This is a genomic window from Paenibacillus sp. J31R120, assembly GCF_056269225.1.
This window is the reverse complement of record NZ_JBWDNN010000001.1, coordinates 148427-164138: the sequence shown is the minus strand read 5'-3', so window position 1 is coordinate 164138 and position 15712 is coordinate 148427. Positions and strand designations below refer to the sequence as shown.

The following is a 15712-nucleotide window of genomic DNA, read 5'->3' as shown; positions in this document are numbered from 1 at the left end:
GGACTAACCTCGCAATTCTGTGATGCGTGCCAGCACTTTGTCTCTCTTCTCGGCGTAGTCCGCCATCTTGGCGCGTTCTTCCTCGATAACCTTGGCAGGCGCCTTCGCTACGAAGCCTTCATTGCCAAGCTTCTTCTCCACCCGCTCTACCTCAGAGATCAGCGTCTTCAGTTCTTTCTCCAGCCGGGCGATTTCTTGCGAGATGTCAATCAGGCCTGCAAGCGGCAAGTATAGCTCCGCTCCCGTAATAATGGCGGTCATCGCCTTATCCGGCGCGGCAATGGAGATTCCGCTCTCCAGCAAGGACGTGCCGCAGAAGCGCTTGATGAACTCTTCGTTGCGGGATAGAATTGCAGCTTCGAACTCTCCAGCCGGCTTGATCAGCAGTTCGACCTTCTTGCTCATCGGCACGTTCACTTCAGCCCGAATATTGCGCACCGCACGAATCATCTCCATGAGGAGCTCCATCTCTTTCACCGCGTCAGGAGCTTCCAGCGCCGTCTCGTATGTCGGCCAAGGAGCCAGCGTAATCGTCTCGCCCTCATGCGGCAGATGCTGCCAAATCTCTTCGCTGATAAACGGCATGAACGGATGAATCAGGCGCTGTGTCCGGTCCAGCACGTAAGCCAGCACTGATTGCGTGGCGCGCTTCGCCGCTTCATCCCCGCCATTCAAGCTGAGCTTCGAGAATTCAATGTACCAGTCGCATAGATCGTCCCAAATAAAGTTGTACAGTACGCGGCCGGTCTCGCCGAACTCATAGCTGTCGATCATTCTTGTCACATCGCGTACAGTCTCGTTCAGGCGATGCAGAATCCAGCGGTCCGCTGTGCCCAGCTTCACGTTAATATCAATATCGCTTGCGCTGAACCCTTCCAGGTTCATCAGCGCAAAACGAGAAGCGTTCCAAATCTTGTTCGCGAAGTTGCGCGCCTGCTCTACTTTCTCATAGCGGAAGCGCAAGTCCTGGCCAGGCGTGCTTCCCGTCGAAATCATAAAGCGCATCGCATCAGCGCCATATTGCTCGATGACGTCAAGCGGATCTACGCCGTTGCCAAGCGACTTGGACATCTTCTGTCCGTCCTTGTCGCGTACAAGGCCATGCAGCAGCACGTCCTTGAACGGCATCTCGTCGGTAAATTCGAGCGCAGTGAAGATCATGCGGGCTACCCAGAAATAAATAATGTCGTAGCCGGTAACTAGAACATTCGTTGGGTAGTACCGTTTTAAGTCCTCGGTCTGATCCGGCCAGCCCAGCGTGGAGAACGGCCACAATGCGGAGCTGAACCAAGTGTCCAGCACGTCGTTGTCCTGACGGAGATGGTCGCCCTTCATATCCTCGCGGGATACATGCATCTCGCCAGTCGCATCGTCGTACCATGCCGGAATCCGGTGGCCCCACCATAGCTGTCTGGAGATACACCAATCGCGGACGTTTTCGATCCAGTTCAGATAGATTTTCTCGAATCTCTCTGGCACGAATTGTACGCCTTTGCCTGCTTTCTGAGCAGCAATTGCCGCTTCCGCCAGCGGCTTCATCGCAACAAACCATTGCGTGGACAAATAAGGCTCAACGACTGCGCCGCTGCGCTCGCTATGGCCGACTTGATGCACATGGTCTTCAATGCGCACGCAGACGCCTTGCTCCTGCAAGTCCTTCACCAGCTGTTTGCGGCATTCGAAGCGGTCCATGCCCTGGTAAGGGCCCGCTTCAGCGTTCATCGTGCCTGTCTCGTCCATCACGATGATTTGCGGCAGGCTATGGCGCTCGCCTACCTCGAAGTCGTTCGGGTCATGAGCTGGTGTAATCTTCACCGCGCCGGAGCCGAATTCCTTCTCGACGTATTCGTCGGCGATGATCGGAATCTCTCTGCCGACTACCGGCAGCACGATCATGGAGCCGATCAGATGCTTGTATCGATCATCCTCCGGATGAACGGCAACCGCCGTATCGCCCAGCATCGTCTCTGGACGCGTCGTCGCCACCGTGATGTGGCCGGAGCCGTCCTTAAGCGGATACTGCAAATGATACAGGTGGCCGTTCAGCTCCTTGTATTCCACTTCAATATCCGACAGTGCCGTGCGTGCCGCAGGGTCCCAGTTAATAATCTTTTTGCCGCGGTAGATCAGGCCCTTCTCATAGAGACGAACGAACACTTCGCGAACCGCCTTGGACAAGCCCTCATCGAGCGTAAACCGTTCCCTGGAGTAATCCAGGGACAGACCCATCTTCGCCCATTGCTCGCGGATTGTATTCGCATATTGGTCCTTCCACTCCCATACCTTCTCCAGGAACGCCTCGCGTCCCAGATCGTGGCGGGAAGTGCCTTGCTCGCGGAGCTTCTGCTCTACCTTAGTCTGAGTTGCAATGCCGGCGTGATCCGTTCCCGGAAGCCACAGCGCGTCATAGCCTTGCATCCGCTTCGTGCGGATCAATATATCCTGCAGCGTGAAGTCGAGCGCATGGCCAATATGCAGCATGCCCGTAACGTTCGGAGGCGGAATAACGATAGTGTATGGTTCCGCATCAGGACGCTTGCCCGCTTCGAAATAATTGCCTTTTACCCAGTATTCATACCACTTCTGTTCTGCCGATTTGGGATCGTAAGTCGTTGGCATTGCCGGTTTGAATTGGTCATCTGACATTGATTTCATCCTCCACTTATTCTTCTACACATGCAAAAAGACCTCTCGTCCTGTCAATAAAGGACGAAAGGTCATGCTTCCGTGGTACCACCTTTGTTCCGCTGAGAATCCTATCTCACGGCACTCGAACAGATAACGGCTGCTACCGGCCCACATTAGCGCGAGATGATCCCGCGGTTCGTATAGGCAACTCCGGGGCGACCCGTATGCAGTCTCATCCTGCAGAACCTCTCAGCGTAACGGTTCCGCTCTCTGAAGGCTCGCTGCGTACTAATCCCCTTCAACGTTGTTGTCACACATATATGTTTTATCATACCTTTGTTGAGGTTCGGAGTCAACCTGATCCTATCACGATATAGGCAAAAGCTATAAAGGACCGTTCCTTATCTTCATTCCAGACATATAAGCATAAAAAAAGATCATTCCTGGCTAAACACACAAACTGCGCAAGATATATTCGTCTAGATACCAGGCGAACGCTATCGCTTCTCCAGAACATATCTTGCTTCGTTTGTTGCCGCCTGTGTAGTGGTGTGTGGCACAACTAAATATGCTGATTCGGAGATTGGAGTGAAATAGTGGCGTGTGACACAACTAAATGTGCTAATTCGACAATTGGAGCGAAATAGTGGTGTGTGACACAACTAACCGTGCAAATTCGGCGATTGGAGCGAAATAGTAGTGTGTGATACAACTAACCGTGCAAATTCGGTGATTGGAGCGAAATAGTGGTGTGTTACACAACTAAATGTGCTGATTCGGCGGTTGGAGCGAAATAGTGGTTTGCGGCACAACTAACTGTCCTGATTCGGAGATTGGTGCGAATTAGTGGCGTGTGTCACAACTAAATGTGCTGATTCGGAGATTGGAGAGAAATAGTGGTGTGTTGCACCACGCTTCGCTTCTCTAAAGTATTTCTTACTCCGTTTTTTCGGCTATGCAGTGATATTCTTCAAAAACGCTTATTCTTAAAAAGCCTGGTCTGGACACAAAAAATGGCTATGCCAGGAATGATACCCCTGAGCACGCCATTAATTGTAATCCACTTATCCAATCAGGGATGGCTATCCTTGTGTGAAAGACTTCACCTTTTAGACAGCCTGCCTGCCATGGCATTATGGAATATATAACAGCTGACCTTCGGCAACCGAAGATTCATGCAAGCCGTTATGAACAAGCAGTTCGCGCGGATTCAGGCTGTAACGGAGCGCAATCTGCTCCAGCGTTTCTTCGCGCTGCACGATGCATACCCGGATTTTGCGGAACTCATTCTCCTCGGCCTGCTTGCTGAGGAACAGCTTTTTCCACTCGATCTCTTCCTCGGATGTTGTCTGGGCTCTTGCAGCCTCCGCTTGCTCCGTAAGCGTCTGCTCGGCAGCTTCCCGGGCGGCTTGCTCGCGTTTGCTGGACTGAAGCAGCGTACGGAAGCCGAGATCCCCTTGCGCCTCATTCGCCCCGGCCGGCGGTTTGCCGGTGAATGCGATCTGCACCTCTTGCGGCTTGCGAGGCTCCGCCTCCGCTTCGAGCTCCTGGAATACCGGCGCCTCTTCCTCAGGTTGGATGGACAGCTCTCCCTCATGCTGCGCGAATACAGGCTCCTCCGCGGCTTCTGTCTCCTCTTCCGGGCGATAAGCCTGGCTTGCGCTCCACTCCGCTTCTTCCCTGCTGCTCACTTGCGCAGACTGTGGGGGCTGCGGCGTATATGCAGGCTGCTGGAATTGCTGGTACAGCGATGCCAGCTGCGAGATGCCCTGCTGCTGGTATGGCTGCTGAGGCGCGGCCTGCTGATAGGACTGGCTCTGCTCCATTTGCTGCTGCTGTGCATTCCACTGCAGCCAGCTTTCCTCAGAAACCTCTTCCCTTGGCGCCAACGGTATCTCCTGCTCTTCTGCCGCCTCCTGCCACTCGGCGGCCTGCGCGCTTTGTTCCGCTATGTAGGTTTCGTCAGCGCCCTGCTCTTCGTTGTCCCTCGCTGCCTGGTATTCCGATTCGGCCTCATTCGATAACAGCCCTTGGTATACCTTTGTATCCGAGTCGTCCTCGAATTCATTGGGCTCCTGCAGCGCCCTCTGATGGATTGCCGTAAAAGACTCATCCTCCCACTGCAATCCCTCTTCCTCCACCGGCTCAACGGATATGCCGCGAAGCGAGAGTACCCCCGTAATGTTCAAGGTGCGGGCTGACAGCAGGTCCACATCAAAGTTATCGATTTCGATTGAAATGTCATCCAGCCGGGACACCCGGTTCATTGGCAAAGAAATTTCTACCGGTATCCAATGCTCCAGCGCAAGCGGTCCTGCCGCGCTATCTTGTCCGCGATAGACACCGCTTAGCAGCAGCTGACCCTTCAATATTGCCTGGTCCCCCTGATCAATAACCTGTATACGGGGAACAAGCTCGATCTCCTCCAGCTCGTCAATTCCTGCGACGTCATCGGGCAGATGAACCCGTTCATATACGTCAAATCGCAATCCGTTCGACCCTGTTGACATGACATATTCCTCCCTTCGTACTGAATGCTTGGGCTAACTGTACATTCACTACTTATCTATATGGTAGATAGGTCAGGAGCATGACTGTCATTTTATTCAGGAACGAGTTTCTAGAGACAAGCGCTTTAGCCAGTCCGGCCAAGGCGACTGCACGTCCAGCAGCTTGCCTGTCAGCGGATGAGGGAAGACCAGTCTCTCACCATGCAAAGCCTGATGGCCAAGCAATCTGCTAGAGCCGCCATAGAGGGTGTCCCCGACAAGCGGATGGCCGATATGGCTCATATGGACGCGTATTTGATGCGTCCTTCCCGTCTCCAGCCGGAGACGGACAATCGTCATGCCGTCCAGCTGCCGTATCTTCTCGTACGTCGTCAAAGCCGCATCGCCCGACGGCGTGACGCGCCTGCGGGAAGCATGATGGCGGTCTTTGCCAATGGGCCCGTCTATCTTCCCCTTGTCCTGCCTTAGCGCACCTTGCACGGCGGCAACGTAGATACGGTCGATCTCCTTCTCCCTCATCGCCTCATCGAGCTTCCATTGCGCAAGATCGTTTTTGGCATAAAGGACCGGTCCGGAGGTCTCATCGTCCAGGCGGTGGATATGCCGCATCGGCAGAGGGTCGTTCTTCTCCATCATGAGCCTGCATGCAGCTTCATCCAGTGTACCGGTATGCCCCTCATAAGCGGCATGAACCGGCATGCCTGCCGGCTTATTCAGCACAAGACAATAATCGTCCTCGTACAACATAGCAGGAACGGCTGTGGACTGGGACGGCGGACCGCTTGCCAAATTGCGATATGACTTGTCTTTGGCTGGGTCCAATGCGGGAAAGGCCAGCAGTCCGATGCTATCGCCGACCCACTTGATTCCTCCTACAGAAAATAACCGGTTGACCCATTTGGCCGGGAACAAGGAAGAGGCCAGCAGCCATTGCCGCACATGATGCGGATGACTGCCGGCCTGTAGCCCTGGCATCTCGGCTTTATCAGGGAATAGCTGTGAGGCATGATTCTGCAGCGCAGCTGCATCCAGCAACAGCCATTCCCCGCTTCTGCGTGTATAGTGATCCAGCTCCAACATGCCATGAGCCTCCTCTACCTTAATTACAGACGGCTCAGCACTTGATCCTGAATAGCGATTGTCTCGTCGATATCCGCATCGCTGTGGACGGCGGAGATGAACATGCCCTCAAATTGGGAAGGCGCAATGCTGACACCCTGATCAAGCATAGCCGCAAAATAAGTCTTGAATCGTTCCAGATCGGCTGTCTTCGCCGTCTCATAGTTAATAACGGTCTTCTCCGTGAAGAACGGGCAGACCATAGAACCTACACGGTTGATCGTCGAGGCAATGCCATGCTTGCTCGCATTCGCTTCGAAACCAAGCTGCAGACGGACGGCTTGTCTCTCCAGCAGCTCATACGTCTCCGGCGTCAACAGCTTCAATGTCGTATAGCCGGCTGCCATCGCAAGCGGATTGCCTGAGAGGGTGCCCGCCTGATAGATTGGACCGCTTGGCGCAATCATCTCCATAATCTCCCGTTTGCCGCCGTAAGCGCCGACAGGAAGTCCGCCGCCGATGACCTTGCCGAAGCAAGTCAAATCCGGCGTAACGCCGAACAGCCCTTGCGCGCACTGGTAACCTACACGGAATCCTGTCATGACTTCGTCGAAGATCAGCAGGCTGCCGTATTGCGTGGTCACATCGCGTAAGCCTTCCAAAAAGCCCGGAAGCGGCGGCACGACCCCCATATTGCCGGCTACCGGCTCAACGATAATGCACGCGATTTCTTCTCCGAACTTCTCAAAGGCAAGCTTAACGGACTCGATATCGTTGTAAGGCACCGTAATCGTATGGGAAGCTACATGCTCCGGAACGCCAGGGCTGTCAGGCAAGCCCAGCGTTGCCACGCCGGAGCCCGCTTTAATCAGCAAGCTGTCCGCATGGCCATGATAGGAGCCTTCGAATTTCATAATTTTGCTTCTCTTCGTATAACCCCGGGCAAGTCGCAGGGCGCTCATCGTCGCTTCCGTACCGGAGTTCACCATCCGTACGACGTCTACGGAAGGCACGCGCTCGCATACGAGCTCGGCCATAAGCGTTTCCAGCTCAGTAGGCGCGCCGAAGCTCGTCCCGCGCTCTGCCGTCTTACGAAGCGCTTCAATTACCTCAGGATGGGCATGACCCATAATAAGCGGTCCCCACGAAGCCACATAATCAATATAGACATTGCCGTCGATGTCATAAACGCGGCTGCCTTCGCCGCGCTCCATGTAGACAGGCGTGAGCCCTACCGACTTGAACGCGCGAACAGGGGAGTTGACGCCCCCCGGAATCACTTTCTTCGCTCTGGCGAACGCCTCGGCGGAACGTGTATCATTGCGTCTTCTGTTGCTCTCAGTCATCGCTTTATTCTCCCTTCAGCCAGCGGACAGCGTCTTTGGCATGATACGTAATAATGATATCGGCTCCCGCTCTCTTCATGCTTGTCAGTTTCTCCAGCACGATAGCACGCTCATCGACCCATCCGTTTGCTGCTGCAGCCTTAACCATCGAATATTCGGCGCTAACGTTATACGCCACGACAGGAAGATCGAATTGCTCCTTGAGCGTCTTGACAATATCCAAATAAGACAACGCTGGCTTGACCATCAGCATGTCCGCGCCTTCGGCCACGTCAGATTCCGCTTCGCGCAGCGCTTCCTGCGAATTGGCCGGATCCATCTGATACGTCTTGCGGTCCCCGAATTGCGGAGCCGAATGTGCCGCGTCGCGGAACGGTCCGTAGAAGGCCGACGCATATTTGACCGAATAAGACAAGATGGCAATATCGCTGTAGCCCGCTTCATCCAGGCCCGCGCGAATCGCATGTACGAAGCCATCCATCATATTGGATGGCGCAATGATGTCTGCGCCTGCCTCGGCTTGCGAGACAGCCGTACGGACTAGCAGCTCCAACGAGCGGTCATTATCAACGACCGCCACACCGGTAGCTTCATCCTGATGAACGATTCCGCAATGTCCGTGATCTGTGAACTGGCATAGGCAAGTATCAGCCACGACAACTAGCTCAGGCGCCCAGCCCTTCACTGCGCGGATCGCTTCCTGCACGATGCCGTTGGGATCATAGGCCGACGATCCGTGCGCATCCTTATGATCCGGCACGCCGAACAGCAGAACGGACTTGATGCCAAGTGCGACGATCTCACGAATCTCCGCCTCCAGCAAATCCATGGACAGGTGATACACCCCCGGCATGGATGGAATTTCTTCCTTAACCTCCTTGCCATGGGTGACGAACAATGGATATATAAAATCATCTGCGCTTAGCACGTTCTCGCGAACCAGACTGCGAAGCCCGGCCGTCCTGCGCAGTCGGCGATGTCTTACGATTGGAAAACTCATCATAAACCTCTCCTTCCCTGATTATAGACAGTGATCGCTTCAAGCAAGCTGTCCAGTGTCGAAGCCTCTGCTTCGACAGCTGCATGCAGTCCAGCCTCTTGGATTGTCTTGGTTGTAATCGGCCCGATGCTCGCAATCGGAATGTCCTTGAGAAGCTTCACAGGCTCCTCGACGCCTCTGCGCCGCAATACTTCAAGCAGGTTCGTCACCGTGGACGAACTGGTGAATGTTATCATATGAATGCCGCCTTCACGAAGCCATTCCAGCGCCAAATCATCCTGCGTATCGGCCAGCGTCGTCTCGTACACGTCGATCTCGACAGCCTCAACACCTCTTGCCCTAAGCTCCTTCGGGAGAACCTCGCGCGCCAGATCGCCGCGCGGCAGAAGCGCCTTGTCTCCGGGCCTCAGCCACTCGCTTACCCGATCAAGCAAAGACTCCGCATAGAATTGAACGGGCAGCTCCTCGACGGTTAGTCCCTTTGCGGCGAGTGCCTCTGCTGTTTTGGGACCTACAGCAACAATGCGGGCGGCATGGAATCTCCTCATGTCGATGCCGAAGCGACGCAGATACCGGAAGAAATAATCAACGCCGTTCACGCTTGTGAACATGAGCCATTGGTAGCTCTCGGCCTGCTCCAGACTCGTCCGGATTGTTTCTATAACTTGCTCGTCCTGAGGCTCCCGGATGTCGATTACGGGAAATTCGCACGGTTCTCCGCCAAGCGACTCAATCGCATCCGCAAGCTCGCTCGCCTGCGGTCTTGCGCGGGTGACCATCACTCTCATCCCGAACAAGGGCTTGCTCTCGTACCATTTCAGCTTCTCCCGCTGAAGGACTACCTCGCCGACGATAATGACGGCTGGAGGCTGGAAGTTCGCTTCCTTCACAATGGCCTCAATGGTCTCAAGCGTACCGACAATCGTTTCCTGCTCCACCCTTGTGCCCCAACGAACAAGAGCGACAGGCGTTTGCGGAGGTTTGCCGTGCTTGATCAGTTGATCCGCAATATATCCGATTTTGGCCACGCCCATTAGAAACAACAGCGTACCTGTCGCATTGGTCACCTTGTCCCAATGAATCGAGCGGTCAAGCTTATCCGGGCTTTCATGCCCTGTCACAATGGACAAGGAGGAGGCCAGATCGCGATGCGTCACCGGTATGCCTGCATAGGCCGGTACAGCAATAGCCGACGTAATGCCCGGCACGATATCAAATGCGATGCCATTCTCTTGCAGCAGCTCCGCTTCCTCGCCAACCCGTCCGAAGATCGTCGGATCGCCGCCTTTCAGACGAGTAACGGTCTTGCCCGCCAGTGCCAAATCCACGAGCAGCCGGTTAATTTCCTCCTGCTTCATCGTGTGGCGATCCGGCAGCTTGCCGACATAGACCATCTCCGCGCCCGGCTTGGCATATCTCAGTAATCTGGGACTAGCCAGCCGGTCATAGACGACCACATCGCTATCCTTCAAGCACTCCAATCCTCGTACGGTGATCAGCTTCGGATCTCCTGGACCCGCGCCAACCAAATAAACCTTCCCCTTGTTCATGGCTTTAGCCCCCGATCTCCGCCAGAATGCGGTCGGCGCCGCTTGCAATAAGCGACTCGGCCACTTCCTTGCCCAGCTTCTCCGGATCCTTTCCTCGCTTGATCTCCTTCAGAAGCGTCTCTCCGTCAGGCGATCCCACCATACCGGTCAGCTCCAGCACTGGGCCGTCTGTCTCCTCTGACACAATCGTTGCATGCGCCCCAATCGGAACCTGGCAGCCGCCGTTAAGCGTTCCAAGGAAGCTTCGCTCAGCAAGAACCGTAATCTCTGTCTCCCGATCATTAAGTAGAGCAAGCAGCTCCCTAACTTGCGAGTCGCTCTCCCTGCACTCGATACCAAGCGCGCCTTGACCGACGGCTGGAATACATACATCCTCCGGAATGAGTGCCGAGATGCGGTCTTCCCATCCCATACGCGTCAAGCCCGCAGCAGCGAGCACGACCGCGTCAAAGCCGTCCGTCTCCAGCTTGCGAATACGGGAGTCGATATTGCCCCTGATCGATTCCAGCTGCAAATCCGGTCTTCTGTTCTTAAGCTGGCTGGCTCGGCGCAGGCTGCTCGTCCCGACCCTAGCTCCCTGAGGCAGCGAATCCAGGTCCTGACCGTCCCGCGTCACGAGGCAATCAAGCGGATTAACCCGCTTTGGCGTAGCGCCGTTCATCAAGCCCTCTTGCAGCTGGAACGGCATATCTTTCATGCTATGTACAGCGATATCAATCTCTCCATCCAGAAGAGCTTGTTCAATCTCTTTGACGAACAATCCTTTGCCGCCAACCTTTGACAGCGTGACATCCAGAATCCGGTCGCCCTTCGTTACAATCTTGCGGATTTCAAACGAATAACCCAAGCCTTGCTGCTCGCTAATGCGTTTCAGCTCGTCAATCACCTGGCCTGACTGCGTCAGCGCAAGCGCGCTTTGGCGGGTTCCTACGACGATTACGCGTTGTCCATTCGAGTTATTGCTCACGATTAAGCCCTCCCTTTAGTCCTTGCGATCAAGCTCTCTAACCATTGCTCCGGGGTTATATTCTCTATTCCTCCGTCAAGCGCTTCCCTCGATGCCATCCGGAGCAGCTCATCCTTCTCCTCGCGAATACCTGCTCTAGTCAACATTAGCTTCCGAAGCTCTCCAAGCCTCGCTGCCGCTTCACCATAGCGTTCCCCATATCTTTCGTCCAGTTCTTTGTTCAGCGCCTTAGCCAGCGCGGGGCTAGCTCCTGATGTGGTAACCGTGATTACCAGCGGTCCCCTTCGCGTAACGGCTGGCGTAATAAAGCTTCCTCTTTCATAATCATCCGCAATATTGGACAGGATGCCCATCCTGTCCGCTTCCATCGCAAGACTTGCATTAAGCGCGCGATCGTCGGTCGCCGCAATCAAGAGCCAAGCTCCCTCTATGTCGCGTGCCGCATATGGACGGCTCCGCCAGATCAACCGGCCGGCAGCCGCCCATGCCTCGATGTCCTCCGTCACACCGGGGCTGATGAGCTCAATCCGGTCAGCTCCCGACTCCAATAGCCCTTTGAGCTTGCGCTCAGCCACCTTGCCTCCGCCAATGATCATGCAGAGCTTGCCGGACAACCTTAATGCTACGGGGTAGAAGCCGCCAGGCGTACAGTCTTCCATGCCGGAGTCCATCCTTTCCTGTTGCCGCTAGTGGAATGAAGAAAATGAGTTCGTCAGCAAATTCAAAAGAAGCATACAAAAGGCAACGATATAAAGCTTGGCCAACTGATGGCCGGGACGATCCTTCACTGCCCGTTGATACACATAGGCAATATACATGACAAGGGACGCAAAGGAGGTCAACACCTTCCAGTCCAGCAGCAGCATCGCCCTGCCCTCTACGATCAGCGACACGGTCGCAATTGCAAGCGACATGGCCAGCAAGGGAACGCCGATAATGACGGCGCGATCGGCGTAACGCTCGATCGTGTCCAGACTGGGATACCTGCGCACAACCTGTGACCAACGCTTGCGCTTAAGCCGGTGATGGAGGAACAGATACATCCCGGCAAGCAGCGCACCAATCGTCAGCGCGACATAGGCGCATAACACCAGGCTGATATGGACGATCAGCAGCTCTCTTGTTGCCTGCCAAGGCTCATAGGATGTGCCGCCCCCCATCCCGCTGTACAAATTAAGGGCCAGAACCGCGAAGCTGACCACATTGACGAAAAACACAATATAATCAATATGAAAAAAACGACTGATAACCAGAGACACCGTGGCGAGCAGCCAAGAGAAGGCCAGCCAATACAAGAAGGTGTTCTGATCGGGGTGTCCCAAGTACAGCTTGGCTACCAGATAGCCAGTCTGCAATATCCATACAAAAACAAGGAGCCCTGTGCCTATCCGCTTCGCTTTCCGACTTGCATGCATAAAGTCGGAAAAGTAAAACAGCAGGCTCAGGGCGTAAATATAAAGTATCGCGTCGTATATCCAGTTAGCCGTTTCCATAGCTCCTCCACTTCACAGCCCTTCACGGATTGACAGGCGAGTACTTCGATATCAAAGTGATGAGCCGGTTATGGGCGGGCAAATACGGGAGCGGCATGGGAATGCACGAGTTTAGGTTGTACGGCAGCAGGCGCTGGCTCCTGGGCCGCAGCCAACTCCTGCTCACGGGATTGTTCCAGCTGATTCTCCAGTGCGAACAGCTTCACGAACATGTCCATCGCTTCATCCGCCCGTTTCTCGCCGGCCATTTCCTTGATACGAAGTATAGGATCCTGCATCATTTGATTGACGATGCTTTTGGTCAGCTTGCGAATGACCTTCAGCTCATGCTCGTCCAGATCAGGCAGCTTGTTTGTCAGGCTGTTCATCGTATCCTCATGAATCTCTGCCGACTTCGTCTGCAAGGCCCGGATAAGCGGCACGACGCCAAGCGTCTTGTACCAATGCTCGAACAGCTTGATTTCTTCTTCGATCATCACTTCAATCTTCGCAGCCTCCTGACGGCGTTGTTCCAGGTTGCTCTGCACAATGCCCTCCAAATCGTCGATGTCGTACAGGAAGACGTTCTCTACAGCTGCAATCGTCGGGTCGAGGTCCCGAGGAACCGCAATATCGATCATAAAGAGCGGCTTTGATTTGCGGCGCTGCATCGCTTGGTGCACTTGTTCACGGTTCAGCACATAACCATTCGCTCCGGTGGAGCTGATGATAATATCGACCTCATGAAGCTTCTTGGCCGCCTCTTCCATCGAGCATGGCACGCCGTTGAACTTGTCAGCCAACGCTGCGGCACGCTCGAACGTACGGTTGACGACGAGCACGCGGTCCGCCCCGTTCGCATACAGATGCTTGGCTGTAAGCTCACCCGTCTCGCCTGCTCCGATCACCATAACGGTCTTCTTGTTGAATTGGCCGAAGATCTGCTTGCCAAGCTCCACTGCTGCATAACTGACCGACACCGCCGTCTCCCCAATCATCGTCTCCGAATGGGCGCGCTTGGCCATTGTCACGGCTTGCTTGAACAGCATGTTGAAGATCGTACCTGTCTTCTTCTCGGCTTGCGCCAGCAAGAAGGCATCCTTCACTTGTCCCAAAATTTGAGTCTCGCCAATCACCATGGAATCCAGTCCGCTTGTTACCCGGAAGAGATGCTCGATCACCTTAACGTCCTCATACATATATAAATGGTTTGTAAACTGCGCACGCGGCAGATTGAACCACTTCTCCATAAAGCTTCGGATATAATGACCACATAGATGATGGCGATCCACTACGGCATAAATCTCCGTCCGGTTGCACGTAGCCACGATAACACATTCCATAATGCTCTTCGTTTCCATGAGGCCCTCAAGCGCAGCCGGCAGCTCATGCTCGGCAAATGCGAATTTCTCCCTCACTTCTACAGGAGCTGTCCTATAATTCAGACCTACTACGATAATGTGCATGTGTGATCTCCTGCCTCCTTCTGATGCTGGTCCAATCCCTTGATGTTATCGAATATTATAGCATAGTTCGACATTCATATTGGGTTCATTTATGAATAATGTTTGAAAAATACATTCACAGTATGCCCTGAATTCACAAAGAAATAACCATGGAATGGCTCCATGGTTATTCCCGTATCTTACAATAATGAGCCTTACACAAGCTCGATTTGTTTCATTTTCGGTTCTTCGACTTGCAGCTCGCCCATGCCGCGAACCAGCTTCTTCGCGTGGGTCGTCTTTGGCTTAAGCACCGTCAGCATGTAATCGATCGCGAGCTGAGGATCAACAGTTTCACCGCAGGTATAGCAGTCAAGCGCAGCAAAGCCTCTCTCAGGGTACGTATGAATCGAGAGGTGACTCTCCGACAGCAGCACGAGTACCGTCGCGCCTTGAGGTTCAAATTGTTTGGATTGTACCGACATTACAGTTGCGCCGCAAGCTTCAGCAGCCTCTACCATGTGAGATTGCAAAAATTCAGCGCTGTTCAGCAATTCAAAGTCTACACCCCAAGCATCAACAGCAACGTGTCTTCCGAAAGTTGAGTATTCCATCTTCCGGTTCCCCCTTCCTAGGAATAAAATGTTTAAAAAATTTCATCCGCTAGGACCTACGTCATTCACTTCCCGAGGGACTAATCTCTCGCAACATAACTATGTCCTGAGTGAATCCTGGTTCCTAATATTGTAGAGCAACAATGTTTTCAACGAGAATAAAAATAACATCTATCCGCGAGAAATGCAATACCTTTTTTTATTTAGGCTCCATTTGGCAGCAGCTCATTCCGTTACGTATCAATCTATGTACGAGCAGATTGTCCTGAAACCGTGCCTATAAAAAAAGAAAGACCGGCTTACCGGCCTTTCCCTTTTCGCTTCGGGCGTTCCCGTGAGCTTCTACGCTTCAAGCACAAACAGCTTGTGAGTAAGCTCCGTCAGCCTCTGGTCAATGGTGGCAATTTCAGCGCGATCGGTTGTCTGGTTGCGCAGATCAAGCAGTTCATTCACCGCGCCCCCAATCAAGCCGATCTCCCGTTCAATCAGTCGACTGCGGAATACACGCTCAAGCTGACCCAGCGTATCCTTGTGTTCGAACACGATACGCTCGCCGGCTTCCGAGCTCTCCACAATCTTCTGGACGGCGCCGTTCCTATAGTGATAGATCATCGTATAATGGCTGTAAATGCGGTTGACGATCGCGTTGCCCCGGAAAGCGGTCACCGCTTTGCGAAGCGCGTTGGTCAGCTTAGGTTCTACAAGACGGCAAGAAAGCTCGCAAACATAATATCCTTGCCTTCGCTCGAAGGTCAATCGGACTTCTTCCCTCCCTGCGATATCGTGAAGAAGGAGTTCCTGGTTGCCGTTATCGAGTACCAATACCTGCATGCGCAGCTGCTGATCCTCCATAAAAGCGATGAACTTTGACATTTCTTCTTGATTTAACTGCAGTTTGGCATTTACATACTCTGTGGCTAGCCGCTTAGCCATAAAAATCTCCTCAATTCTTTGAGACCCCACCGGCTTTTGCGCCAGTAGCAGCCTTTTCAGCATTGCTTATGTTTATTATACGTGATCCATCATTTTTATTCCTGCCGGCCAGCCTTCATTTTTGCGCATATTTCAATAAAAATCGGAGGATTCCAGAAGGAATCGCAACAATTGCACTGTATTCTTTA

General features: G+C 53.7%; 12 protein-coding genes. All 12 read right to left on the bottom strand.

Features of this window, described 5'->3' with window-relative positions:
* Positions 1–3: 3 nt before the first annotated feature.
* The 12 genes from AC0YNW_RS00735 to AC0YNW_RS00680 all read right to left on the bottom strand — a co-directional run bounded on the left by AC0YNW_RS00735 (position 4) and on the right by AC0YNW_RS00680 (position 15524).
* Positions 4–2646 (bottom strand): valine--tRNA ligase, encoded by a 2643-nt coding sequence (locus AC0YNW_RS00735; RefSeq protein ID WP_475830380.1) that lies wholly within the window; start codon positions 2644–2646, stop codon positions 4–6.
* Positions 2647–3761: 1115 nt separating this feature from the next.
* Entirely contained in the window at positions 3762–5138 is a 1377-nt protein-coding gene (locus AC0YNW_RS00730) for a LysM peptidoglycan-binding domain-containing protein (RefSeq protein ID WP_475830379.1), read from the bottom strand.
* Positions 5139–5234: 96 nt separating this feature from the next.
* Entirely contained in the window at positions 5235–6218 is a 984-nt protein-coding gene (locus AC0YNW_RS00725; RefSeq protein ID WP_475830378.1) for an RluA family pseudouridine synthase, read from the bottom strand.
* Between the two features lie 23 nt (positions 6219–6241).
* A complete protein-coding gene (gene hemL / locus AC0YNW_RS00720) occupies positions 6242–7543 on the bottom strand; it encodes a glutamate-1-semialdehyde 2,1-aminomutase (protein ID WP_475830377.1) in 1302 nt (433 codons plus the stop codon).
* Between the two features lie 4 nt (positions 7544–7547).
* A complete protein-coding gene (gene hemB / locus AC0YNW_RS00715; RefSeq protein ID WP_387472883.1) occupies positions 7548–8543 on the bottom strand; it encodes a porphobilinogen synthase in 996 nt (331 codons plus the stop codon).
* A complete protein-coding gene (gene cobA, locus AC0YNW_RS00710; protein ID WP_475830376.1) occupies positions 8543–10093 on the bottom strand; it encodes a uroporphyrinogen-III C-methyltransferase in 1551 nt (516 codons plus the stop codon). Before cobA ends, hemB begins: the two co-directional genes overlap by 1 nt.
* A 4-nt stretch (positions 10094–10097) precedes the next feature.
* Entirely contained in the window at positions 10098–11060 is a 963-nt protein-coding gene (gene hemC / locus AC0YNW_RS00705) for a hydroxymethylbilane synthase (protein WP_475830375.1), read from the bottom strand.
* A 2-nt stretch (positions 11061–11062) separates the two neighbouring features.
* Positions 11063–11719 carry a precorrin-2 dehydrogenase/sirohydrochlorin ferrochelatase family protein gene (locus AC0YNW_RS00700; RefSeq protein WP_475830374.1) on the bottom strand — a complete coding sequence of 219 codons (657 nt, stop codon included), beginning with the start codon at positions 11717–11719 and terminating at the stop codon, positions 11063–11065.
* Between the two features lie 27 nt (positions 11720–11746).
* Positions 11747–12553 (bottom strand): cytochrome c biogenesis protein CcsA, encoded by an 807-nt coding sequence (gene ccsA, locus AC0YNW_RS00695; protein WP_475830373.1) that lies wholly within the window; start codon positions 12551–12553, stop codon positions 11747–11749.
* A gap of 68 nt (positions 12554–12621) precedes the next feature.
* Complete coding sequence (gene hemA / locus AC0YNW_RS00690) at positions 12622–13998, bottom strand: glutamyl-tRNA reductase (RefSeq protein WP_475830372.1); 1377 nt, start codon at positions 13996–13998, stop codon at positions 12622–12624.
* Positions 13999–14192: 194 nt separating this feature from the next.
* Positions 14193–14591: an adenosylmethionine decarboxylase gene (gene speD / locus AC0YNW_RS00685; RefSeq protein WP_387472762.1), complete on the bottom strand. Its 399-nt coding sequence runs from the start codon at positions 14589–14591 to the stop codon at positions 14193–14195.
* Between the two features lie 342 nt (positions 14592–14933).
* The gene (locus AC0YNW_RS00680) at positions 14934–15524 is read right to left on the bottom strand and encodes a non-ribosomal peptide synthetase module (RefSeq protein ID WP_475830371.1); all 591 of its coding nucleotides are present in this window, start codon (positions 15522–15524) and stop codon (positions 14934–14936) included.
* Positions 15525–15712 lie beyond the last annotated feature (188 nt).